Below are 24,598 nucleotides of genomic sequence, written 5' to 3'. Positions count from 1 at the left end.
GACCGGCGCGGCGCAAGGCGCGCCGCGCCAGCCAGGCTCAACGTGCCTTCAGGAACTCACCGACCTCAAGCAGCACCAGTTCATTGTCGTCCGCCTTGTTAGGCTCGCGGCTGCTGGAGAAGGGCAGGTTGTTGTCGTTGCCGACCACGATGTGGGTGGGGTCGACCACATCCACGTTCTCGATGGTGAAGAACGGGAACTTGAGCACGCCGTCGTTCAGCGGCTTGCGGGCCAGCTTGTCGGGGTCGGCGATATTGAGCAGGTCGATGTAGCCGATCTTGCGCACCGGGCCGCCCGCGTTGGCGTCGGTCAGCTCGATCTTGTAGATGCGCTTGAACTTCGCGATGTCCGAGAAGCAGTCGTTGCGCTTCTGGCCTTCGGGGCAGGCCTTGTCGGCCGTGCCTTCGCCGTTGTCGCGCTCGATGATGAGGCCGGTGGTGGCGTCGATCATGTTGAAGTCGCCGATGGCGTTGCCGTTGGCTTCCAGCGGGTACTTCCAGGAGCGGCCCGTCCACTTGCCGGCCTGGGTGTCGAACTCCAGGACCCGCAGGGCTTCCTTGCCATCGATGCGTTCGAAGTCCTTGGCCTCGGCGTTCCATACGGGGCCTTCCAGCAGTGCGTAGAGCTTGCTGCCATCCGGCGAAGACGCCATGCCTTCGAAGCCCTTGGAGCGCTTGACCTGGAAGTCCACCGCGCCGCCCGGCACGCCCGGTGTGGTCACGGCGGGATGGTCCGGCGAGCGGACGACCTTGCCATCGACCAGCGTGTCAAATACGGCCAGCACTTTGCCCTGCAGGTCGGCCTTGATCAGGAAGGGCCCGAACTCGTCGCCGATCCACAGCGCGCCGCCGGCGAACTGGAAGCTCTCCGTATCGAAATCCGAACCGGTCAGGTAGCGTTGCTTGGTGCCTTCGTGGACGATGCGGAAGGGCACCTTCTTGTCGGGGTCGTGCAGGAACACGGTGCCCAGGCGATGGAGCTTGCCGTTCTTGAAGTCCACCTTGTAGTGATTCAGGTAGAGCATGAAGTCCGGCGAATTGGCCTTGCTGCCGGCGCCGTTGTCGGTCAGCACCCAGAAGCTGCCGTCCGCCATGTGCTTGATGCCGGAGTGGCCTTGGAGCGGCTGGCCCTTGAAGGGCAAGGACACGCCCGTCGGGCGGCCGTTCGACAGCCCCTCCACCGCGCCGATCTTTTCCACGCGCGCACCGGTGGTGAACTTGCCGCTTGCCTGCAGATCCTGCGGCGCATCCTTGGGCGCGGCGATATAGCTCTGCGCGGGCAGGATGGCGTGGCCGGCGAGGGTGGCGGGGTAGGCGGCAGGGGCTGTGGCCTGGGCCGCGACGGGTAAAGCCCAGGCCGCAGCGGTGACGGCGATAACGGCAATGACGGTCGCGGACGGGAGGATGCGCATGTAGGAGAAGAATGGTGTCGAAAGACCGCTACGATGCATGGGCCACATGACGGTGGCGTGATGATGGCGTGACGGCCGTGTGACAGGTAAGTGTCTCGATCTGACAACGGCCGCATGCGCTAACCTGATCGCCAACATTGTCGGATCGCGCCAGGTCTGAGTAGCTAATAGATAACTTTTATGGCAGGCTGCAACCGCGACCCCTCTTGTCGCCCGGTTACTCGCTGTATTGACAAATTGTCTATATCTGGATAATGTGTCCGCATGAAAAAACGCACGCCAGAACGCACGCCCGAGCAGCAAGCGCTGCTCGAGCAACTCAAGCAGGTGGCCCAAGGTCTGAGCGAGACCTTCGCGCCCTTTTGCGAGGTGGTTGTCCACGATCTGCTGGACCCTAAGCACGCCATCCTCGCCATCCATAACAACCTGTCGGGCCGCCAGGTGGGAGACCCCGCAACTGGAGTTGGGGCTTGCCCGGATTGCCGACCCCGAGTATCCGCAGGTGATCGCCAACTATGCGAATCAGTTCGCCGACGGGCGGCAGGCCAAGAGCACGTCGATCGGCATCAAGGATTCGACCGGGGGCTATGTGGCCGCCCTGTGCATGAACGTCGACCTGACGTTGTTCCGCAGCTTGCAAAACGTGCTGGGCCAGTTTGGCAGCGTGGACGCGGGCGCGGCCATGAAGGAGTCGCTCGACCCGGCCGGCGCGGATGCCATTCGGGGCCGCATCGACCAGTTTGCCGCGCGCCTTGCCACTACACCGCGATCCCTCAAGGCCGAAGACAGGCGCGCGTTGCTGCGCGAACTCAAGGAGGCGGGATTCATGGAGGTGCGCCGCGCCATGGAAATCGTGGCGCTGCATCTCGGCGTGTCGCGGGCTACGGTGTATAGCTATGCCAAGTGAGGCGCGCTTGCTCCTGCTCGACAAGAACCAGGTCGAGTCACTGCTGCAGCCGGCAGATGCACTGGAGGCGGTGAACGAAGCCTTTGTCCTGCATAGCCAGGGCGAGGGCCGTGTCTTTCCGCTGGTTCGGGAGCCACTGGCGACCGGTGGCGTGTTCGGCATCAAGTCCGGCGATGTCCAGTCGCAGGACCTGCTGGGTTTCAAGGCGGCCGGATTCTGGCCGGCCAACCGCCAGGTAGGCGGCGAGCCGCATCAGGCTACGATCATGCTGATCGATCCGGCAACCGGCCGGCCAGTGTGCATGATCGATGGCAACGCCGTCACCACGATGCGCACCGGCGCCGCTGGCGGCCTGGGGCTTCAGTTACTGGCACGCCAGGACAGCGAGCGCCTGTGCTTGTTCGGCACTGGCGTGCAGGCGCGGATCCAGTTGACGTTTGCCCTTGCGCTGCTGCCCTCGCTCACGCAGGTTCAATACGTTACGGTGACGGGCAAGCCCGACGCCGCGTTCGAGCGCGCCTTCGCCGAGCGCTGCGAGATTTCCCATGCCGCTGATCGCAATGCGGCGGTGGCGGGCAGCGACGTGGTGATCACCGCAACGCCTGGCGGCGGTGCGCTGTTCGACCTGCAAGCCGTGCAGGCCGGAACGCACCTGAACTGCGTGGGCGCGGACACACGCGGCAAGCGCGAGTTGCCCGACGGCCTGCTGGCGCGCGCGCGGCTGTTTGTCGACGACCGGGCCCAGGCCCGCCAGATCGGCGAAACGCAGTGGGCGCCGGATACGCCTTGCACGGAAATCGGCGACGTGCTGGCCGGCAAGGCGCAAGTTGACCGCCACGATGCCGACATTACCGTCTTCGATATGACGGGCCTGGCGCTGCAGGACCTGACGGTGGCTCGCCTGCTCCATCGGCGAGCCGCCGCCGCGCAAGCGGGCACCAGCATTCACTGGCCCTGGTAGCCTTCTTACTCAAACGAGACTTACGATCATGCTGAATCTACCCACTTTTGATGATGTGTCAGCAGCCGCCCGGCGGCTTGAGGGCCATGCTCACCGCACCCCCGTCATGCGCTCGCGCACTGCGGACAAGGAAGTGGGCGCGGAACTCTTCTTCAAGTGCGAGAACCTGCAGCGCATGGGTGCCTTCAAGTTTCGTGGCGCCTTTAATGCGCTCTCGAAGTTCGACGAGCGCCAGAGGCGGGCAGGGGTGGTGGCGTATTCTTCGGGCAATCATGCGCAAGGCATTGCGTTGTCGGCCTCATTGCTCGGCATCCCTGCGACGATCGTGATGCCCCATGATGCGCCGGCCGCCAAGGTAGCCGCGACCCGCGGCTACGGCGCCAAAGTGGTCATCTATGACCGATATACGGAAGATCGCGAGGCAATCGGCCGCAAGCTGGCCGAGGAGCACGGCCTGACCCTGATCCCGCCGTATGACCATCCGGATGTCATTGCCGGGCAGGGCACCGCGGCCAAGGAACTGTTCGAGGAAACCGGCGAGCTGGATGCCCTGTTCGTCTGCCTTGGCGGCGGCGGGCTGCTCTCCGGTTCCGCGCTGTCCGCGCGCGCACTGGCTCCACAATGCAAGATCTACGGCGTGGAGCCAGCCGCCGGCAACGACGGCCAGCAGTCGTTCCGCTCCGGCTCGATCGTGCATATCGAGACACCCAAGACCATCGCCGACGGCGCGCAGACGCAGCACCTTGGCAACTACACCTTCGAGATCATTCGCCGCGATGTCGATGACATCGTGACCGCGACCGACGAGGAACTGGTCGACTGCATGCGCTTTTTCGCATCGCGCATGAAACTGGTGGTGGAGCCCACCGGCTGCCTCGGCTTTGCGGCCGCGCGCGCGATGAAGGCCGAACTGAAGGGCAAGCGCGTGGGGGTCATCATCAGCGGCGGGAACATCGATATCGACCGGTTTGCGGCATTGCTTGCAGGCTGATTGGCATGACTCGCGTGCAGGGCGGCCGGTGCGCATGGCGCCGGCTGGCCATGCAGCGTGGCGCAGGCGACGTTGACCCCGGCGGCGTGATTGCCGGGGCCAGCGGTATCACCGTCAGGGACAGATTCGCCCATTTCTACCGATAGTCATCCGTGCGAGCCTGTCCATCAGGCTGCGCACACGATGGCGTTTGCGTTCACCGGAAGTCCCCCGGCATCGCAATTGCATTCCTGGCCTCGCTCTGGCCATCTCCTCCAATGTTTCCGCTTTGCGGCCGTTGCCCGAAGGCAGGCGCCTGCGATCATCGAGCGGGGTTTGCTCGCGCGCATTGTGGGCGAGCGGGGCTCTCGTGCGCGTGCCGCCGGCGCTGGGCCCTCGTCTTCCCGAAATACCTCGGGTTTTCATCGTGTTGACGGTTTGTCTAGTGTTGGATAATCTGTCTTATCGACATGAGCGGGATGCACTGTGCGTCGAGGCCTTGGCGCATGGCGTCTGCCCGCCAAGGTTGGTGCGCAGCCCGCCGTCGGCGAGGCGGCAAAGGCAGCCCTTGGCCCAGACCAGCCGCGGGCGCCGATATCGGAAACTGGCCAGGAGGCGAAGCTTTGAAAACCACAAACAAACTTACCCGCTGGATCATGCTCAGCATGGTCCTGGGCGTCATCGTCGGCTATGCCTGTCACCGCATGGCGGCTGACGCGGCAGCCGCCAAAGTGATCGCCGGCAATTTCTCGATCATCACCGAGATCTTCCTGCGCATGATCAAGATGATCATCGCCCCGCTCGTATTTGCGACGCTGGTCTCGGGCATCGCGAGCATGGACGACGCCAAGGCAATCGGCCGCATCGGCGCCAAGGCCTTGACCTGGTTCATCGTCGCATCGCTCGTGTCGCTGAGCATCGGACTGCTGTTCGTGAACCTGGCGCAACCCGGTGTCAGCCTGAACATGGTCCTGCCGGACGCTGGCGGAAGCACGAATCTCAAGACCAGCGCGCTCAATTTGAAAGAGTTCGTCACGCATATTTTCCCGAAGAGCATCTTCGAGGCCATGGCGACCAACGAGATCATGCAGATCCTGATCTTCTCGCTCTTCTTCGGCGTTGCACTGGGCAAGGCTACCGGTGATTCCGGCCAGTTCCTGAAACGTTCCGTCGACGAACTGATGAACGTGATGTTGCGCATCACCAATACGGTGATGCTGTTCGCCCCGGTCGGCATCTTTGCAGCGCTTGCCGCGGCCATCACCGTGCAGGGGCTCGACGTACTGGTGACCTATGGCAAGTTCATCGGCGCGTTCTATCTCGCGTTGCTGGCGCTGTGGGCTGTGCTCTTTATCGCAGGCTATGCGGTTCTCAAGGGGCGCATGTTCGAGCTGGCAAAGGGCATCCGCGAACCCATGATGATCGCTTTCTCCACCGCCAGCAGCGAGGCGGCTTACCCAAAGATGATCGAGCGGCTCCAGCGCTTTGGGGTGAAGAAGCGCCTCGTCGGCTTTGTCCTGCCGCTGGGCTACTCGTTCAACCTCGACGGCTCGATGGTGTATCAGGCGTTTGCCGCGGTCTTCATCGCGCAGGCCTTCAATGTCGACATGTCGCTCGGGCACCAGATCACCATGCTTCTGATCCTGATGGTCAGCAGCAAGGGCATGGCCGCGGTCCCGCGCGGCTCGCTGGTGGTGGTAGCCGCCATCTTGCCGATGTTCGGCCTGCCGGAAGCCGGACTGCTGCTTGTGATGGGAATCGATCAGTTCCTTGACATGGGGCGCACGGCGACCAATGTCCTGGGCAATAGTATCGCCACTGCCGTGGTTGCAAAATGGGAGGGGGAACTTGGGACGGAGGAAGAGCCCGATTCACTCTCCGATGAGTTTGTCGCCGGTCACGGCGCCCTGGTCAAGCAAACGATGCAGTCTCCAGAAAGCATGGCCTGATTTCGCGAAAGAGCTATGCCCTGACGTTGCTGCTGACGCGACGCACTGTGGGTGGTTGACCGAGTGGTGCCCGAAGGCGGCAAATGGCATCCCGCGCTGGCCACCTCTCCACAAGGAGAGTCGCCATGCCTAAAGCTCTAGTCCTAGTGTCCTGCGTCAGAAATTCGCAGACAAAATCTCCTGATGCTGGCGAGGATGTCATCGGCGGACTTCGTCCACACGAAAGGCGTGGGGTTGGCGTTGTTCAGGTCGAGGTATTGATGGATGGCTTGCTCAAGTTGTCGGGTTGATCGATGCGTGCCGCGGCGGATGTATTGTTCCGTGATGGCTGCAAACCAGCGTTCCACCTGATTGATCCATGAGGCGGAGGTCGGTGTGAAATGAACATGGAAGCGCGGATGGCGAGCGAACCAAGCCTTGATCGACGGCGTCTTGTGCGTGCCGTAGTTGTCCATGACGAGATGCACATCGAGCTTGGGTGGCACGTTGGCTTCAATCGTGCGTAGAAACTGCAGGAACTCACTGCTGCGATGTCTGCGATGCAATTCACCGATAACTTTTCCAGTGGCGATGTCCAGCGCGGCGAACAACGTTGTCGTGCCATGGCGCATGTAGTCGTGCGTGCGTCGCTCGGGGATGCCAGGCGCCAGCGGTAGCATGGGTTGCGTGCGGTCCAGTGCCTGAATCTGGCTCTTCTCGTCAACGCACAACACCATGGCTTTGAGCGGTGGGTCGAGGTACAACCCCACGATATCGCGCACCTTCTCCACGAACAATGGGTCGGTGGAGAGCTTGAAGGTCTCCTGTCGATGAGGCTGCAATCCAAAGGCACGCCAGATACGCGTCACGGTCGACGGAGATAGATTTGCCGCGCGAGCCATACTGCGCGTGCTCCAGTGGGTGGCGTTGGCTGGCACGGATTCGAGCGTCTTGGCAATAACCGCATCCACCTGTGCGTCATCGATGGACCTCGGTGCCCCTGGGCGCGGCGCATCGAGCAGTCCATCGAGCCGATGCGCCACGAAGCGCGCACGCCATTTCGATACGGTTTGCTGAGTGACACGCTGCTTTGCCGCGACGGTCTTGTTGTCCAAGCCTTCAGCGCTAGCCAGCACAATGCGCGCGCGTAACGCCAACGCCTGTGCGGTCTTGCGCCGCATCGTCAGCGCCTTGAGTTGCTCACGTTCGGCCTCATCCAACACGAGTTCCGCCTTTGGTCTTCCTCTCATCACCGCCTCGCCGTTTGCGTGCCTTCAACGCAGACTACTATGTGGTGTCAATAATGCAAGGAACTTCTGACGCAGGACACTAGCTGCCAACGTGTCGATACGCACCCAGCAAGCGTCGCTGGAGGCGGCTGGGTGCGCAAGCAATGTAACTACCACGACGCAGCGTAGTTAGTGGTCGAGAGTTATCTGCTGCAAAGCCGGGCCAAAGTCCTGGAAACCAGGCTGTAACTGGCGCGTGCATTGGGCGGCAGTTGGAACGACAAAAAAACAGGAATTTTTGAATCCTTTGCGGCGCTGGCCGCCTCCTACCCTGTAGGAACGCTGTCCTTCAACCGCAAGAGAGGTTATATGTTTTTTCAGAAGAATCTTCCGAAATGGGAGCGCGCACTGCGCTTGTGCATCGGCTTGGTTATCGTAATCGCCTCCTTCGTCATGCCGATGGAACCTGCCATCAAATGGGTGGCGGTGGCCGCTGGCGTTGTGTTCGCCTGCACCGGCTTCATCGGCTTCTGCCCGATGTGTGCCATGTTCGGCCGCAAGCTGAAACGCTCCGATTGATCATGGGACGACTCGATGCTCAGTTGGTGGAAGCTGCCTTTCAGGGTGACTCACGCGCGCTCGACCAGTTGCTCATCGCCATGCAGCCGGACCTCAGGCGCTTCGCCCGCCGCACTTGCGCCACCAATGAAGACGCTGAGGACGCGGTTCAGGTCGCACTGTGGAAACTGCACAGCAAGATCCACACGCTGCAAAAGCTGTCGGCACTAGCAGCTTGGATGTTTCGCATCGTCGAGCGTGAGTGTTTTCGGCTGTTTTCGGTCTTTAAAAAGACGGTGCCACTATCGGAAGCGCTTGAGGAAACGTTGTACCAAGTGCCGGTGCCGCATCAACTGCGTCATGATCTGGTGGTGGCGATTGCTGCGTTGCCGCCGCATTACAGGGAAATCCTGATCTTGCGCGATATCGAAGAACTGTCCGCGCCGGAGACCGCGACGCACCTCAATATCTCGGTGGCCGCGGTCAAAAGCCGCTTGCATCGCGCCCGCGGTCTGATGCGCGACCAACTGATGGCTGGCAGCTATTGGGCCGACGACGCGTGATGTCGGTACGGCGGCGTCCATTCTGCCCTCATTTATAGAAAGGGAAAGCTATGTTCCGCAGTCGATCCATCGGTGTTCACCTGCTGAAAGGCCTGGGCGCTTTCGTGCTGATTGGCTTAGCGCTGTATTTGAGCGCGTACCAACAAGCCTATGTCTTTGTTACTCCCGTGCTGTTTATCGGCGCATTCCTGCTGTTTCGGGGTTGCCCGATGTGTTGGTTGGTGGGGTTGTTCGAAACCATCGCCAACCGTAAAGCTCGCAATCTGGATGCGAAGTTCCCAGCTGAAAATTGAGCGGAGAAGGTATTGGGTAAGCATCCAGTTCCCTTTCTTGAGTAGCGGGAGCCGGATGGCGACGATGGCGTCGAGATGTTTTGAAGTGAACATCTCTATGCACGCCTAGTCCCCCCGCACCACGCAGGTGCCAGGAGACTAAATTCCGGCGCAGGCACTGGCAGTATGTGGTGCGCTAGGTGTGCGCGGCTAGGCCGCTCGCTCAGCGCTCCGGCGCACCTACGCCAACCGCCTCCGCCTCGCCCGCACGTTTGCAGTTGAACGGCATGTCCTCATAGTCGATTAGCCGCGTCTTCCTGACCAGCCGATACCCCAGCCATAGCACCAGGAACAGCGGCACGCCGATATAGGTGCCGACAATCTCCAGCCAGCGCCCGCGCACATCGCTGAATGCCTGATAGTTCTGGCCGAGCACGATCACCACGCACAGCACGGTGGCAAAGATGGGGCCGAAGGGATAGAGCGGCGAGCGGTAGGCCAGGTCGGACGGCTTGTAGCCCTGGTACACCAGTCCCCGGCGGAAGCGGTAATGGCTGATGGCGATGCCGAGCCACGCGATGAAGCCGGTCATGCCGGACGTATTCAGCAGCCACAGGTAGACCGCCTTGTCGCCAAACAACGAACTGAGGAAGCACAGGGCGCCGACGGCGGTGGTGGCGAACAGGGCGTTGTATGGCACGCCATTGGCGGAGAGCCGCGCCAATGCCCGTGGCGCGCGGCCGCTGACCGCCAGGCCGTACAGGATCCGCGTGGAGGCGTACATGCTGGAGGTGCCGGCGGAGAGCAGGGCGGTCAGCACCACCGCGTTCATCAGCCCGGCGGCGAAGGCCAGGCCGGCATGGCGGAACACCAGCGCGAAGGGGCTCACGCCGATGTCGGTGACGTCGTTGCGCAGCAGGCTGGGGTCGGTGTAGGGGATCAGCACGCCGATGATCAGGATCGCCAGCACGTAGAACAGCAGGATGCGCCAGAAAGTCTGGCGGATGGCGCGCGGGATGGTGCGCGCCGGGTCGGTGGCCTCGCCGGCTGCCACGCCAACGGTCTCCGTGCCCTGGAAGGAGAATCCGGCAATCATGGCCACGCCGAACATGGCGGGGATGCCGCCCACGAAGGGGGCGTCGCCAAGCGTGAAGTTGTGCCAGCCCGATTGCGGCCCGCCCTTGAGGATGCCGAAGATCATCATCAGCCCGGCCGCCAGGAAGATCAGGATCGTGGCTACCTTGATCAGCGCGAACCAGTACTCGGCCTCGCCAAAGCCGCGTACCGAGAAGGCGTTGAGCCCGAACATCAAGAACAGGAAGCCCGCGCTCCACATCACGCCGGAGATGTGCGGGAACCAGTACTGCATCACCAGTTGCGCCGCCGTGAGTTCCACGGCAATGGTCACGGCCAGGCTGAACCAGTAGCTCCAGCCGAGCGCGAAGCCAAAGCCTTCCTCCACATAGAGCGCGCTGTAGGTGACGAAGGAGCCGGCCACCGGCATATGCACGGCGAGCTCGCCCAGGCTGGTCATCAGGCAATACACCATCAGGCCGATCAGGCAATACATCAGCAGCGCGCCGCCGGGCCCCGCCTGGGAGATCGATGCGCCGGAGGCCACGAACAGCCCGGTGCCGACCGCGCCGCCGATGGCGATCATGGTCAGGTGGCGGGCCTTGAGCTTGCGCTGGAGATCGTCATGCTCGACGACGGGATGCTGGTGAGGGTGAGGATGGGAAGACATCAGGGTCACTGGAACTTCGGCGGGCGACGCCTCGTGGGGCGCCCGAGCGGGCAAAGCGCGCGAGTCTACCGGGTTATCCGGGTAAATCCGAGGGTTACGGCGGTTTATGTCAGGAAAGTCGCCTACTGTGACTAGAGGCAATCCTCAGGGGGCGGGGAATGTGCCGGATGAGCCATGGCGCTCCGGGCTTACCCTAGCTTTTTGGTGGGCTTTGGCAGCCTGAATGCACGGGGGCGAGATCCGCCATGAACAACGCGCATGGCGGCGCCAGGGAAGCCCCAAAATGAAATTGAACGACCGTGCTATTTTGTGTATGCTTGATCCGCTCGCGATAGGGTGGGCGCCGGCCGAGGGGTGCAAGCCCAGGGCTTCTCCGGCGGCCGGGCGGTGGTTTGGGGCCGCGCAGAAAAAATTAATTCGAGAATTCGAATCCCGAGACAACTTCTAGTTACCAAAGGAACCAGCATGACAGCGCAGTATCAGGTTCAGGACGGCGTCGCCGTCATCACGCTCGACAATCCCCCGTCAACGGCCTGGGTCTCAGCACCCGGCTTGGCATCGTCGAAGGCATGACCCGTGCGCTGGACGATGCGGCCGTCAAGGCCATCGTCATTACCGGCGCCGGCAAAGCCTTCTCGGGCGGCGCGGACATCCGTGAATTCAATACGCCCAAGGCCACCCAGGAGCCGACGCTGCACTCGGTGATCAAGGTCGTGGAAGGGTCAAGCAAGCCCGTCGTGGCGGCGATCCATTCCGTCGCCATGGGCGGCGGCCTGGAGCTGGCGCTGGGTTGTAACTACCGCGTGGCGTCGAAGGGCGCGCAGATCGCCCTGCCGGAAGTGAAGCTGGGCCTGCTGCCCGGCGCCGGTGGCACGCAGCGCCTGCCGCGCGTGATCGGCCTGGAAGCCGCCCTGAACATGATCGTGTCGGGCAATGCTATCCCCAGCGAAAAATTCGCCGGCACCAAGCTGTTCGACGAAATCGTCGACGGCGACGTGCTGCCCGCGGCCGTGGCCTTCGCCAAGACGGTGGCGGCCAACCCCGGCCCGTACCCCAAGGTGCGCGACCTGAAGGTCAAGCACGAGAACGCGGAAGGCTTCATCGCCTTTGCCCGCAATACCGTGGCCGCGGTCGCCAAGAATTTCCCGGCGCCGCTGAAGTGCGTGGACGCCGTGGCTGCCTCGCTCACGCCGTTCGACGCTGGCCTGAAGGCTGAGCGCGAAGGCTTCATGGCCCTGGTGACCACGCCTGAATCGCGCGCGCTGCGCCACGCCTTCTTTGGCGAACGTGCCGCCAGCAAGATCCCGGACGTACCGGAAGGCACCCCCACCCGCAAGCTGGAGAAGATTGCCGTGATCGGCGCCGGCACCATGGGCGGCGGCATCACCATGAACTTCCTGAACGCCGGCATCCCGGTGATCATGCTGGAAACCAAGCAGGAAGCGCTGGACCGCGGCGTGGCCACGATCCGCAAGAACTACGAGAACAGCGCCAAGAAGGGCAAGCTCACGCAAGAGAAGGTCGAGCAGCGCATGGGCCTGCTGACCACCACGCTGTCCTATGACGACATCAAGGATGCGGACATGGTGATCGAAGCCGTGTTCGAGGAAATGGGCGTCAAGGAAATCGTCTTCAAGAAGCTGGACGAAGTGATGAAGCAGGGCGCGATCCTGGCGTCGAACACCTCCACGCTGGACGTCAACAAGATCGCCTCCTTCACCAAGCGCCCGCAAGACGTGGTCGGCATGCACTTCTTCAGCCCGGCCAACGTGATGAAGCTGCTGGAAGTGGTGCGTGGCGAGAAGACCGGCAAGGACGTGCTGGCCACCGTCATGCAGGTCGCCAAGAAGATCAAGAAGACCGCCGTGGTGTCGGGCGTGTGCGACGGCTTTATCGGCAACCGCATGATCGAGCAGTACAGCCGCCAGGCTGGCTACCTGCTGGACGAAGGCGCGCTGCCGGAGCAAGTGGACAAGGCCATCGAGAAGTTCGGCTTTGCCATGGGCCCGTTCCGCATGGGCGACCTGGCCGGCAACGACATCGGCTGGGCCATCCGCAAGCGCCGCGCCATCGACAAGCCTGAAATCCAGTACTCGAAGACTGCCGACCTGCTGTGCGAACTGGGCCGCTACGGCCAGAAGACCGGCGCGGGCTGGTACGACTACAAGGCGGGCGACCGCAAGCCGTACCCGAACCAGCAGGTCAACGACATGATCGTGCAGCACTCCAAGGACCTGGGCATCACCCGCCGCAAGATTTCCGATGAGGAGATCGTCGAGCGCCTGGTGTTCGCGCTGGTCAACGAAGGCGCCAAGATCCTGGAAGAAGGCATTGCCTCCAAGGCCTCGGATATCGATATGGTCTACCTGACCGGCTACGGTTTCCCGCTGTTCCGTGGTGGCCCGATGCTGTACGCGGACCAGGTTGGCCTGTTCAACGTGGCGCAGTCGATGGCGCGCTATGCCAAGGGCTACCACGGCGAAGCCTGGAAAGCAGCCCCGCTGCTGGTCAAGCTGGCTGCCGAGGGCAAGGGCTTCAACGGCTAAGCACGGCCAAGGCGATGTTCGCGCGGCGCAGTCAGGCTGCGCGGGGTTCTCAACATTGATCGCAAACCGGTCACCAAGCGAGGAGTAGCGGCATGGCCAAGCAATACGGCCCCGAAGATTGCCTGCTGGTCATCGACGTGCAGAACGACTTCATGCCCGGCGGCGCGCTTGCCGTGGCGCAGGGCGATGAAGTCGTGCCCGTGATCAACCGCCTCGCGGCGGCGTTTGCGCATGTGGTGCTGACCCAGGACTGGCATCCGGCCAGCCACGTTTCGTTTGCCGCCAACCATGCCGGCACGCAGCCGTTCCAGACCGTGGCGTTGCCCTATGGCCAGCAAGTCTTGTGGCCCACGCATTGCGTGCAGGGCAGCCACGGCGCGGCGCTGCATGCCGGGCTGGAGGTGCCGCATGCGCAGATGGTGATCCGCAAGGGCCATCACCGCGAGGTGGACAGCTACTCGGCCTTCATGGAGGCCGATCGCACCACCCGCACCGGGCTTGCGGGCTATTTGCAGGAGCGCGGGGTGCGCCGGGTGTTTTGCGTGGGACTGGCAACGGACTACTGCGTTGCCTGGAGCGCGCTCGATGCCCGGACGGCCGGATTTGACGCCATTGTGGTCGAGGACGCCTGTCGCGCCATCGATCTCGACGGCTCGCTGGCAAACGCGTGGCGAAACCTGGAAGCCGCTGGCGTACAGCGCCTGCAATCTGCCGGCCTGTTGTACTGAACCTGACGCATCGCCTGACTAAGCCTGACCAAGCCTGGCTAACACGGCTGAACCCAGCCAAAGACCTATTGCAAGACACTGCGGGACGTGAACGCACGCCGCAGGTCACCAGATACCAGAGATACTGAGGAGCAAGACATGAAAGAGGCAGTCATCGTATCCACCGCACGTACCGGCCTGGCCAAAAGCTGGAAGGGTGGTTTCAACATGACCCACGGCGCGACCCTGGGCGGCCATGCGGTCCAGCACGCCATCGCCCGCGCCAAGATCGACGCCGGTGAAGTGGAAGACGTGCTGATGGGCTGTGCCAACCCGGAGGGCGCCACCGGCGCCAACATCGCGCGCCAGATCGCATTGCGCGCCGGCTGCCCGGTGACCGTTCCCGGCGCTACCGTGAACCGTTTCTGCTCGTCCGGCCTGCAAACCATCGCCATGGCCGCGCAACGCGTGATCGCCGATGAGGGCGACATCTTCGTGGCCGGCGGCGTGGAAAGCATTTCCTGCGTGCAGCAGGAAATGAACCGCCACATGATCCAGGAAAGCTGGCTGACCAAGAACAAGCCGGAAATCTACTGGAACATGCTGCAAACCGCCGAGAACGTGGCCAAGCGCTACAACGTCTCGCGCGAGCGCCAGGACGAATACGGCGTGCGCAGCCAGCAGCGCGCGTTCGCCGCGCTCGAGGCCGGCAAGTTCAACGATGAAATCGTGCCGATCACGGTGCTCGCCGGCGTGGCCGACAAGGCTACGGGCCAACTGATGACCAAGGAAGTCACGGTCTCGGCCGACGAAGGCATCCGCGGCGACACCACGCTGGAAGCCGTATCGAAGATCCGCACCGCCATGCCCGGCGGCGTGGTCTCGGCCGGTAACGCATCGCAATTCTCCGACGGCGCTTCGGCGGTCGTGGTCATGGATTCGAAGGTGGCCGAGGCCAAGGGCCTGCAGCCGCTGGGCGCGTTCCGCGGCTTTGCCGTGGCCGGTTGCGAGCCTGACGAAATGGGCATCGGCCCGGTGTTCGCGGTGCCCAAGCTGCTGAAGAAGGCCGGCCTGACGGTTGCCGACATCGGCCTGTGGGAACTGAACGAAGCCTTCGCCGTGCAGGTGCTGTACTGCGCCGACACGCTGGGCATCCCCATGGACCGCCTGAACGTCAATGGCGGCGCCATCGCGGTGGGCCACCCTTACGGCGTGTCGGGTGCTCGCCTGGTCGGCCACGCGCTGATCGAAGGCAAGCGCCGTGGCGTGAAGTACGTGGTGGTGACCATGTGCATCGGCGGCGGCCAGGGTGCTGCCGGCCTGTTCGAAGTCCTCTGAGCGGCGGCAACGCACCGTGAGCGATCAAGCCGACCCGATGCTGGCCCATGGCCGGGAGGTGCTGGCCAGCCAGCCCTTCTTGGTGCTGGTCGGCGCCGAGCTGGCCGCGCTCTCGCCCGGCCGCGCCGAGCTGCGCTTGCCTATCCGGCAGGACCTGCGGCAACAGCACGGCTTCCTGCATGGCGGCGTGGTCAGCTACGTGGCTGACAACGCACTGACCTATGCGGGCGGCGCGGCCATGGCGGCGCCGGTGGTGACCTCCGAGTACAAGATCAACTACCTGCGCCCGGCGATTGGCGACATGCTGATTGCCCGCGCTGAATGCCTCAACCGCGGCCGCCAGCAAGCGGTGGTGCGATGCGATGTGTTCATGGTCAAGGATGGCGAGGAAAAGCTCTGCGCGGTGGCGCAGGGCACCATCGCTCGCCTGGGCGAAGGTAGCTAAGCACGGCAGGAAAGAGACGGGCGCGCGAGCGCCTTTTCTTTCCCCGCGCCATTTAGAGAATTTACAGAATGTGCGGTGCGCCATGCGAGCGTGCCGTTGTGGAGACAGCGACGATCCCCGCCGCGAGGCTGCCAATAGCGCCATCGCCGCCGCCGGATCGCGCATCTTTGATTTTCCCTTTCAGTCTGGGAGCCGTTTCCTGCCATGTCGCTGATCCTTTCCCGCCGTGACCTGAACTTCGTGCTGTACGAATGGCTCAAGGTCGAAGGGCTGACCCGTATTCCGCGCTACGCCGACCATTCCCGCGAGACCTTCGACGCCGCGCTCGATACCTGCGAGAAGATCGCCGCCGACCTGTTCGCGCCGCACAACAAGAAGAGCGACCAGCACGAGCCGCATTTCGACGGCGAGACCGTCACCATCATCCCCGAGGTCAAGACCGCGCTGAAGGCCTTCTGCGAGGCCGGCCTGATGGCGGCCGGGCAGGACTACGACATCGGCGGCATGCAGTTGCCGGTGGTGGTGGAGAAGGCCGGCTTCGCCTACTTCAAGGGCGCCAACGTCGGCACCAGTTCCTATCCTTTCCTGACCATCGGCAACGCCAACCTGCTGCTCACGCACGGCACGCCGGCGCAGGTGGAGACCTTCGTCAAGCCGGAGATGGAAGGGCGCTTCTTCGGCACCATGTGCCTGTCCGAGCCGCAGGCCGGCTCGTCGCTGTCGGACATCACCACGCGCGCCGACTACGACGGCGAATCGCCGCTGGGCCAGCAGTACCGCCTGCGCGGCAACAAGATGTGGATCTCGGCCGGCGAGCATGAGCTGTCCGACAATATCGTGCACCTGGTGCTGGCCAAGATCCCCGGCCCGGACGGCAAGCTGATCCCGGGCGTGAAGGGCATCTCGCTGTTTATCGTGCCCAAGTACCTGGTCAATGCCGACGGCAGCCTGGGCGAGCACAACGACGTGGTACTGGCCGGCCTGAACCACAAGATGGGCTATCGCGGCACCACCAACTGCCTGCTGAACTTCGGCGAAGGCATGAAGTACAAGCCGGGCGGCAAGGCCGGTGCCATCGGCTACCTGGTGGGCGAGCCGCACAAGGGCCTGGCCTGCATGTTCCATATGATGAACGAGGCCCGCATCGGCGTGGGCCTGGGCGCGGTGATGCTGGGCTATACCGGCTACCTGCACTCGGTGGACTATGCGCGCAACCGCCCGCAGGGCCGCCCGATCGGCCCCGGCGGCAAGGATCCGGCCAGCCCGCAAGTGCGGCTGGTGGAGCACGCGGACATCCGCCGCATGCTGCTGGCGCAGAAGAGCTATGTGGAAGGCGGGCTGGCGCTCAACCTGTACTGCGCGCAACTGGTGGACCAGGAACGTGCCGCCGAGGGTGCGGAGCACGAGCGCCTGGCGCTGCTGCTGGATATCCTCACGCCCATCGCCAAGAGCTGGCCGTCGCAATGGTGCCTGGAAGCCAACAGCCTGGCCATCCAGGTGCATGGCGGCTACGGCTACACCCGCGAGTACAACGTCGAGCAGTTCTACCGCGACAACCGCCTCAACCCGATCCACGAAGGCACCCACGGCATCCAGGGCCTGGACCTGCTGGGCCGCAAGGTGGTGATGAAGGACGGTGCGGCCTTCAAGGTTCTTGGCGAGGAGATCCAGGCCACGATTGGCCACGCCCTGGCCAGCGGCGATGCCGCGCTGGGCAGCCACGCAAAGGCCCTGGGTGCCGCCGTCAAGCGCGTGGCGGAAGTCACGCAGGCGCTGTGGGCAGCGGGCGACGCCAAGGTGACGCTGGCCAACGCCTCGGTGTACCTGGAAGCGTTCGGCCATGTGGTGCTGTCGTGGACGTGGCTGGAGCAGGAACTGGTCGCGCAGGCCGCGCTGGCGGGCGCCAAGAGCCAGGAAGACCAGGACTTCTATCGCGGCAAGCTGGCGGCGGCGGAATATTTCTTCCGCTGGGAACTGCCCAAGGTGGGGCCGCAGCTTGACCTGCTGGCCTCGCTCGACCGCACTACGCTGGACATGCAGGGCGCCTGGTTCTGACCGGCGGCTCGCACAAGTTGATCAGGCGCGCGCACCTGTCTGCGCGCGCCACACCAAATCGGGAGACACCATGAACACCATCCAGCAATTGTTCGACCTGAAGGGCAAGACCGCACTGATCACCGGCGGCTCGCGCGGGCTCGGCCTGCAGATCGCCGAAGCGCTTGGCGAGCAGGGCGCGCGCATCGTGCTGTCGGCGCGCAAGGCCGACGAGCTGCAAGCGGCGCAAGCCCACCTGAAAGGGCTTGGCATCGATGCCGAATGGATCGCCGCCGACGGCGCCCGCGACGCGGATATCGTGCGCCTGGCCGACGAGGCCCTGGCCAAGCTCGGCCACATCGACATCCTCGTCAACAACGCCGGGGCCACCTGGGGCGCGCCCGCCGAGGACCATCCGGTGGAAGCCTGGGACAAGGTGATGAACCTGAATATCCGCGGCGTGTTCCTGCTCTCTCAGCGCATCGGCAAGCTGTCGATGATCCCGCGCCGCTACGGCCGCATCATCAACGTGGCCTCCATCGCCGGCCTGGCGGGCAACCCGCCGGGATCGATGGAAACCATTGCCTACAACACCTCCAAGGGCGCGGTGGTGAACTTCACCCGCACGTTGGCGGCCGAGTGGGGCGAGCACAACATCACGGTGAATGCGCTGGCGCCGGGCTTCTTCCCTCCAAAATGACGCAGGGATCGCTGGACCGCCTGGGCGTGGAAGCCATGTGCGCGTCGGTGCCGCTGCACCGGCTGGGCGACGACGAGGACCTGAAGGGCGCGGCGCTGCTGTTCGCCAGCGCTGCCGGCAAGCACATCACCGGCCAGGTACTGGCGGTGGATGGCGGCGTGAGCGCGGTATAAAGTCCATGCTCTAATGCGGTTGGCCCCTGCAGGGCGGGCCTTTACTCCTTGTCAGCCGGCCAGCCGTACCGTCTTCGCCTCATTTGCAACCATGACTAAAACCAACGGATTTCCCCTCAAGATTCCCTTCCTTGCCGACCTCGGCGTGCAATGCACCCGCATGGACAAGGAGGGCAGCGAGATCGAACTGGCGCTCGAAACACGCCACCAGAACAGCTGGGACATGGCCCACGGCGGCGTGCTGATGACGCTGCTCGACGTGGCCATGGCCATTGCCGGGCGCGCCACCGATCCCGACGGCCGTGGCGTGGTGACCATCGAGATGAAGACAACCTTCATGGCCCCTGGCCGCGGCAAGCTCATCGCCCGCGGGCAGTGCGTGCACCGCACCAGCACGATGGCCTTTTGCGAGGCCGAGATTGTCGATGCCGATGGCAAGACCGTGTCGCGCGGGTCCGGCACGTTCAAGTTCGTCAAGCGCGTGCCGCCGCAGCGGGCGGCGAGCGGCGGTTCGGATACCGGCGCGGACGGCTGAGCCGGGGCGCTGGACAGGGAGGGGATACTAGCCACCAAGACCGGCAGGGCCACCAGGGCCGGCGGCGCGCAGCACCTATAAATCAAAAAATGGAGACAAGATGCTGTTTGAACGGATTGCCGCCACGCGGCGATTGAAACTGACCGTGCTTGCCGCCTTCGGCGCAGGAACCCTTGCCATGTACCAGCCGGGCCAAGCCCAGAATGCACCTGTTCCTTCGGCCAGCGCACCGGTAGCAGCGCCAGCCGCGCCGGTGTTCCCGGATGCAGCCGCCACCGATCCCGTGTCGGCGGGCTGGATGCAGGGCTTCCCCCGTAGCCGCCAAGATCATCAGCTTCACCCCTGCCAGCAACGGCTTTCCGCGCACCCGCTGGAGCTTTTCGCATATCCGCGAACTGGTCCCGACCGCGTCGGTCTGGCACGGGCGCGGGCCCGTGTCGGCCTTGCCGCGTGCCGAGCACGATATCGGCGGCGTGCCTTTCACCGATGCCGACGGCACCCGCCGCACGTTCAACGACATGCTGGGCCTGACCTATACCGACGGCATCCTGGTGATGCACAAGGGCCGGGTGGTCTTTGAGAAGTACTTCGGCGCGCTGGACGACCATACCCCGCACATCGCGATGTCGGTCACCAAGTCCTTCGTCGGCACGCTGGCCGCCATGCTGGTGGCGGACGGCAAGCTCGACCCTGCCGCGCCCGTCACGCGCTACCTGCCGGAGATGGCGGGCACCGCCTACTCTGATGCCACCGTGCGCGAAGTCATGGACATGACGGTGGGCGTCAAGTACTCGGAAAACTACGCCGATCCCAAGGCCGAGGTCTGGGACTACAGCCGCGCCGGCGGCATGATGCCCCGCGAGCCCGGCTATGCCGGGCCCAAGACATTCTACGAATTCCTTGCCACCTTGAAAAAGGAAGGCGAGCATGACCAGGCCTTCGCCTACAAGACCGTCAATGCCGAAGTCCTCGCCTGGATCGTCAAGCGCGTGTCCGGGCAGTCTCTGGCCAAGCTGCTTTCCGAGCGCGTCTGGCAGAAGATGGGCGCGGAGAACGATGCCTACTTCATGGTGGACAGCATCGGCAGCGAATCCGGCGGCGGCGGCCTCAACACCACGCTGCGCGACCTGGCCCGCTTTGGCGAGACCATGCGCAACGGCGGACGCTTCAACGGCCAGCAGGTCATCCCGGCTGAAGTGGTGGCGGACATCCGCCGCGGCGGCGATCCTGCCAAGTTTGCCAAGGCCGGCTATGCCACCTTGCCCGGCTGGAGCTATCGCTCGATGTGGTGGGTCTCGAACGATGACCACGGCGTGTTCGAGGCACGAGGCATCCACGGCCAACGTATTTATGTTGATCCCAAGGCGGAGCTCACCATCGTGCGCTACGCCTCGCATCCCATCGCCGCCAACGGCGCCAACGACCCCGTCACGCATCGCGCGTATCGGGCGCTGGCGCTGTCGTTGATGAAATAGCAAGCTAGCTGACAAGCAACCACCCACAACGAACGACAAAGGACGAGTGTCCTTGTCCATTTCACTGTAAGGAAGCCATCATGTCGAACACCTACAAGCGCATCGTCCTGGCATCGCGTCCCACCGGCGCCGTGACCCCTGACAACTTCCGCCTGGAAGAGGTGCCCGTGCCTGACCTGGGCGAAGGCGAGGTGCTGGTCCGCAACCACTTCCTGTCGCTCGATCCCTATATGCGCGGCCGCATGAACGAAGGCAAGTCCTACGCCACGCCGCAGCCGCTGGGCGAAGTCATGATCGGCGGCACGGTCGGCGAGATCGTGGCGACCAAGAACCCCAAGTATGCTGTCGGCGACAAGGTGGTCGGCATGTTCGGCTGGCAGGAAATGGGCGTCACCAACGGCATCGGCATCCAGAAGGTCGATACCACCCATATCCCGCTGTCCGCCTATCTCGGCTCGGTCGGCATGCCCGGCGTGACGGCCTGGTATGGCCTGAACAAGATCATCCAGCCGAAGGCCGGCAAGACCATCGCGGTGAGCGCCGCCTCCGGCGCTGTCGGCAGCGTGGTGGGCCAGTTGGCCAAGCTCCATGGGTGCCGCGTGGTGGGCTTTGCCGGCGGCAAGGACAAGTGCGACTACGTGGTCAATGAGCTTGGCTTCGATGCCTGCATCGACTACAAGGCCGCCAAGGACAGCAAGGCGCTGTACGCGATGTTCAAGGAAGCCACCCCGGACGGCGTGGATGGTTACTTCGAGAACGTCGGCGGCGAGATCCTGGACACCGTGCTGGCCCGCATGAACGCCTTTGGCCGCATCGCCATCTGCGGCATGATCGCCGGCTACGACGGCCAGCCGATGCCGCTGAAGAACCCGCAGCTGATCCTGGTGTCGCGCCTGACCGTGGAAGGCTTTATCGTGTCCGAGCACATGGACGTGTGGCCGCAAGCCCTGCAGGAACTCGGCACCGCCGTGGCGCAAGGCAAGCTCAAGTTCCGCGAGAGCGTCGCGCAAGGGCTGGCGAGCGCGCCGGAAGCCTTCATGGGTCTGCTCAAGGGCAAGAACTTCGGCAAGCAGCTGGTCAAGCTGGTCTAACCAGAGGCATGCACCGGAGCCGCCGAGCGGGCCAGAGCCGCGCGCCATGACGACGGCTGCCTCTCCCTCTCCCCTCAGGGGGAGAGGGCCGGGGAGAGGGGGCTTAGTTAGGAGCCACTGGAAGCGAAGCCAGTGGCTTTTTCCGGCACGACAGCGTAGCCGGCGCCCGCCCTCTCCTCGACCCCTCTCCCGCACGCGGGAGAGGGAGCAAACCAACTATGAAGAAGGAGACACCCCATGAATGCTCCAGCAGAAAGCACCAAGCCCCAGGCCGACCAGGACGAAATGGCCGCCGGCATGTCCGAAGAGGTCAAGGCCAAGTACCGCGTGCTGCCGCGCCCGCCGAAGTTCGATACGCCGGCCGAGGAGCGCCTGCACCGCAAGCAGCGGCTGGCCGCGGCCTTCCGCCTGTTCTCCAAGTTCGGCTTTGACGAAGGCGTGGCTGGCCACATCACCGCGCGAGACCCCGAGTTCCCGGATACGTTCTGGGTCAACCCGTTCGGCGTGCATTTCAGCCAGGTCAAGGTGTCCAACCTGATTCGCTGCGACCACCACGGCGACGTGGTGGAAGGCGACTACCCGGTCAATGCCGCGGCTTTCGCCATCCATTCGCGCGTGCACCAGACCCGGGCCGACGCGGTCGCCGCCGCGCACTCGCACAGCACCCATGGCCGTGCCTGGTCCACGCTGGGCCGCACGCTGGATCCGCTGACACAGGACGTGTGCGCCTTCTACAACGACCATGCCCTCTATGACGATTTCGGTGGCGTGGTGGTGGAGCTCGACGAAGGCCAGCGCATTGCCAACGCGCTGGGCAGCAACAAGGCTGCGATCCTGCAGAACCATGGCCTGCTGACGGTGGGCAAGACCGTCGACGAAGCCGCCTGGTGGTTCATCACCATGGAGCGCTCTTGCCAGGTGCAGCTGCTGGCAGAGGCCGCCGCCGCGCGCACCAACGCGCCACTGAAGGTTATCTCCGACGCTGCCGCACGCCAGGCTTACTCGATCGTCGGCACAGCGCAGGCGGGCTGGTTCCAGTTCCAGCCACTGTACGCCCGCATCGTCAAGGAACAGCCCGACCTGCTGGATTGAAGTCATGGCCGCCTTTGCACCATTCACCGGCAAGGTCGTGCTGATTACCGGCGCTTCCGACGGCATCGGCGCGGAACTGGCCCTGCTGCTGGCGCAGCAGGGCGCGCGGCTAGCGCTGGCGGCGCGCCGTGTCGACATGCTGCAAGCGCTGGCGGAGCGCATCCGCCGCCAGCACCCGGCAGACGATGTAGGCGTGTGGCGCGTCGACGTGTCCGACGAGTTCGACTGCCGGCGGCTGGTAGCCACGGTGGTTGCGCAGTACGGCGGGCTCGATGTGCTGGTCAACAATGCCGGCGTGTCCGCCCACGGCTACTTTGAGCAAGTATCGGACTACAGCTACTACGAGCAGGTCATGCGCGTGAACTACTTCGGCGCCATGTGGTGCACGCGCGAGGCGCTGCCGCACCTGCGCGAGCGCGGCGGCCTGATGGTGGCGGTGTCGAGCCTGGCCGGCAAGATCGGCGTGCCGGGGCGCACCGCCTACTCGGCCAGCAAGTTCGCGCTGGCTGGGTTCTGCGAGGCGCTGCGGGCTGAGCTGCGCGGCTCCGGCGTGGACGTATGCGTGGTGTTTCCCGGCGTGGTGGCGACCGATACGCGCATCAACGGCTTCGGCCCCGACGGCCGCCCGCTGGGCGAGAGCCGGCTGCGCGAGGACGGCGCCATGAGCGCGCAGGAATGCGCGCGCCAGATGCTGGCGGCCATGGCCGCGCGCAAGCGCGAACTGGTGATGACCGGCAAGGGCCGGCTTGGCCTGTGGCTCAAGCTGCTGGCCCCGCGCCTGGTCGAGAACATGGCGCTCAAGGCGCTGAAGCAAACGGGGCGGTAGGGAAAAGCACTTGCAGGCACGCGCCTTGCTGCGAAGCGTGGCGGCATCCGTCCGACGCACCGGCAGCAGGCATAAGAAAAATTTCAGGCTGAATTTAGTCTGGCTTCAGTCTGGCTTCAGGCTGGCAACACGAGCGATACCGACACCATGGCAGACCTTATCCTTCACCAGTACGCAACGTCGCCGTTCTCCGAGAAGATCCGCCTGCTGATGGGCGCCAAGGGCCTGGCGTGGCAAGCGGTGGAAATCCCGCCGATCCTGCCCAAGCCGGATGTGGTCGCGCTGACCGGCGGCTACCGCCGCACCCCGATCCTGCAGGTGGGGGCCGACATCTATTGCGACACCGCCCTGATCTGCGAAGTGATCGACAGCGCGGCGCCCGCGTGCCCGCTGTATCCCGCCGTGCAGGCCGCCACCACGCGCCTTGTCGCTGGCTGGATCGACACCGCGCTGTTTACCGCCGCCGTCACCTACCTGTTCCAGCCAGCCGGCGCGCAAAGCATGCTTGGCCACCTGACGCCGGCGCAGATCCAGGCTTTCTCCGCGGACCGCAAGGCCATGCGCGGCGACACCAATGCGCTGCGCATGCCCTTGCTCGAGGCCATCGCGCTGCTGCACGAAACCTTCGGTCGGCTCGAGCAGCAGTTCAACGCGGGGTGGCGCACGTGGCCGGCCACGCGCTGTCGGTGGCGGATTTTTCCCTATACCACAACGTCTGGTTTATCCAGCGCGCCAGCGAACTGGCCAAACTGCTGGACGCGTATCCGGCGGTGCAAGCCTGGTATGCGCGCATGAAAGCCTTCGGCCATGGCACAGTGCGGGTGGTCAGCGCGGAGTCGGCGCTGGAGGTGGCGCGGCACGCCGATCCGGCTGCTTTGCCGGGCGGGGTGGCCGCCGACAGCGGCTTCGAAGCCGGCGACGCGGTCACCGTGACGCCAACGGACTACGCGCGCGATCCCGTGGCCGGCGTGCTGGTGGCGCTGGACGCCCACCGTGCCACGCTGCGCCGCCAGGATCCGCGTGCGGGCGCGGTCAACGTGCATTTCCCGCGCCAAGGTTATCAAGTGCAGCGCGCGGGCTAAGCCTCGCACGC

17 protein-coding genes and 5 pseudogenes are annotated in these 24,598 nt (G+C 64.2%); 19 read left to right on the top strand and 3 right to left on the bottom strand.

Translation table 11 applies throughout. From position 1 onward, the window contains the following. Positions 1-37 precede the first annotated feature (37 nt). Positions 38-1,411 carry an esterase-like activity of phytase family protein gene (locus tag OMK73_RS17435; RefSeq protein WP_267606419.1) on the bottom strand — a complete coding sequence of 458 codons (1,374 nt, stop codon included), beginning with the start codon at positions 1,409-1,411 and terminating at the stop codon, positions 38-40. Positions 1,412-1,675: 264 nt separating this feature from the next. Here OMK73_RS17435 and OMK73_RS17430 point away from each other — a divergent pair. The 4 genes and pseudogenes from OMK73_RS17430 to OMK73_RS17415 all read left to right on the top strand — a co-directional run bounded on the left by OMK73_RS17430 (position 1,676) and on the right by OMK73_RS17415 (position 6,198). Then, a pseudogene (locus tag OMK73_RS17430) lies at positions 1,676-2,318 on the top strand (helix-turn-helix transcriptional regulator). Beyond that, positions 2,308-3,279 carry an ornithine cyclodeaminase family protein gene (locus OMK73_RS17425; protein ID WP_267603123.1) on the top strand — a complete coding sequence of 324 codons (972 nt, stop codon included), beginning with the start codon at positions 2,308-2,310 and terminating at the stop codon, positions 3,277-3,279. Before OMK73_RS17430 ends, OMK73_RS17425 begins: the two are co-directional and overlap by 11 nt. 28 nt (positions 3,280-3,307) lie before the next feature. Next, positions 3,308-4,270: a threo-3-hydroxy-L-aspartate ammonia-lyase gene (locus tag OMK73_RS17420; protein WP_267603122.1), complete on the top strand. Its 963-nt coding sequence runs from the start codon at positions 3,308-3,310 to the stop codon at positions 4,268-4,270. Positions 4,271-4,872: 602 nt separating this feature from the next. Then, positions 4,873-6,198 (top strand): dicarboxylate/amino acid:cation symporter, encoded by a 1,326-nt coding sequence (locus tag OMK73_RS17415; RefSeq protein WP_267603121.1) that lies wholly within the window; start codon positions 4,873-4,875, stop codon positions 6,196-6,198. 143 nt (positions 6,199-6,341) lie between these two features. Here OMK73_RS17415 and OMK73_RS17410 read toward each other — a convergent pair whose 3' ends face one another. Further along, the gene (locus OMK73_RS17410) at positions 6,342-7,427 is read right to left on the bottom strand and encodes an IS630 family transposase (protein WP_267603120.1); all 1,086 of its coding nucleotides are present in this window, start codon (positions 7,425-7,427) and stop codon (positions 6,342-6,344) included. A gap of 240 nt (positions 7,428-7,667) precedes the next feature. On the opposite strand from OMK73_RS17410, the gene OMK73_RS17405 reads away from it, so the two are divergent. From OMK73_RS17405 to OMK73_RS17395, 3 genes are read left to right on the top strand one after another with little or no spacing between them, the layout of a single operon-like run. After that, entirely contained in the window at positions 7,668-7,985 is a 318-nt protein-coding gene (locus tag OMK73_RS17405) for a YgaP family membrane protein (RefSeq protein WP_267603119.1), read from the top strand. Between the two features lie 2 nt (positions 7,986-7,987). Beyond that, positions 7,988-8,527 (top strand): RNA polymerase sigma factor, encoded by a 540-nt coding sequence (locus OMK73_RS17400; protein WP_267603118.1) that lies wholly within the window; start codon positions 7,988-7,990, stop codon positions 8,525-8,527. Positions 8,528-8,577: 50 nt separating this feature from the next. Then, positions 8,578-8,820, top strand: coding sequence for a hypothetical protein (locus OMK73_RS17395; protein WP_267603117.1), 243 nt, complete (start codon positions 8,578-8,580; stop codon positions 8,818-8,820). A gap of 202 nt (positions 8,821-9,022) precedes the next feature. On the opposite strand, the gene OMK73_RS17390 is transcribed toward OMK73_RS17395, so the two are convergent. Next, positions 9,023-10,543: an amino acid permease gene (locus OMK73_RS17390; protein ID WP_267603116.1), complete on the bottom strand. Its 1,521-nt coding sequence runs from the start codon at positions 10,541-10,543 to the stop codon at positions 9,023-9,025. Between the two features lie 465 nt (positions 10,544-11,008). Between OMK73_RS17390 and OMK73_RS17385 the strand changes: the two are divergent. The 12 genes and pseudogenes from OMK73_RS17385 (at position 11,009) to OMK73_RS17330 (ending at position 24,587) form a co-directional block, all read left to right on the top strand. Next, positions 11,009-13,089: pseudogene (locus tag OMK73_RS17385) on the top strand (3-hydroxyacyl-CoA dehydrogenase NAD-binding domain-containing protein). 92 nt (positions 13,090-13,181) lie between these two features. Continuing rightward, entirely contained in the window at positions 13,182-13,817 is a 636-nt protein-coding gene (gene pncA, locus OMK73_RS17380) for a bifunctional nicotinamidase/pyrazinamidase (protein ID WP_267603114.1), read from the top strand. A 138-nt stretch (positions 13,818-13,955) separates the two neighbouring features. Further along, the gene (locus tag OMK73_RS17375) at positions 13,956-15,134 is read left to right on the top strand and encodes an acetyl-CoA C-acyltransferase (RefSeq protein WP_267603113.1); all 1,179 of its coding nucleotides are present in this window, start codon (positions 13,956-13,958) and stop codon (positions 15,132-15,134) included. A gap of 37 nt (positions 15,135-15,171) precedes the next feature. Next, entirely contained in the window at positions 15,172-15,579 is a 408-nt protein-coding gene (locus OMK73_RS17370; RefSeq protein WP_267606418.1) for a PaaI family thioesterase, read from the top strand. Between the two features lie 204 nt (positions 15,580-15,783). Continuing rightward, positions 15,784-17,634, top strand: a complete 1,851-nt coding sequence (locus OMK73_RS17365; RefSeq protein WP_267603112.1) for an acyl-CoA dehydrogenase — start codon at positions 15,784-15,786, stop codon at positions 17,632-17,634. 70 nt (positions 17,635-17,704) lie between these two features. Continuing rightward, a pseudogene (locus tag OMK73_RS17360) lies at positions 17,705-18,486 on the top strand (SDR family oxidoreductase). Positions 18,487-18,577: 91 nt separating this feature from the next. After that, positions 18,578-19,021, top strand: coding sequence for a PaaI family thioesterase (locus tag OMK73_RS17355; RefSeq protein ID WP_267603111.1), 444 nt, complete (start codon positions 18,578-18,580; stop codon positions 19,019-19,021). A gap of 178 nt (positions 19,022-19,199) precedes the next feature. After that, positions 19,200-20,496 (top strand): annotated as a pseudogene (locus OMK73_RS17350) (serine hydrolase domain-containing protein). A gap of 80 nt (positions 20,497-20,576) precedes the next feature. Then, the gene (locus OMK73_RS17345) at positions 20,577-21,587 is read left to right on the top strand and encodes an NADP-dependent oxidoreductase (RefSeq protein ID WP_267603110.1); all 1,011 of its coding nucleotides are present in this window, start codon (positions 20,577-20,579) and stop codon (positions 21,585-21,587) included. A 237-nt stretch (positions 21,588-21,824) separates the two neighbouring features. Further along, the gene (locus OMK73_RS17340; protein ID WP_267603106.1) at positions 21,825-22,679 is read left to right on the top strand and encodes a class II aldolase/adducin family protein; all 855 of its coding nucleotides are present in this window, start codon (positions 21,825-21,827) and stop codon (positions 22,677-22,679) included. Positions 22,680-22,683: 4 nt separating this feature from the next. Next, positions 22,684-23,505 (top strand): SDR family oxidoreductase, encoded by an 822-nt coding sequence (locus OMK73_RS17335; RefSeq protein ID WP_267603102.1) that lies wholly within the window; start codon positions 22,684-22,686, stop codon positions 23,503-23,505. A 147-nt stretch (positions 23,506-23,652) separates the two neighbouring features. Then, positions 23,653-24,587: pseudogene (locus OMK73_RS17330) on the top strand (glutathione S-transferase family protein). Positions 24,588-24,598 lie beyond the last annotated feature (11 nt).

Origin of the sequence: Cupriavidus sp. D39, assembly GCF_026627925.1 — a bacterium.
Taxonomy (GTDB): Bacteria; Pseudomonadota; Gammaproteobacteria; order Burkholderiales; family Burkholderiaceae; genus Cupriavidus; species Cupriavidus ulmosensis.
Note: the sequence above shows the minus strand (reverse complement) of the source record. Positions and strands in the feature narration are given on the sequence as shown.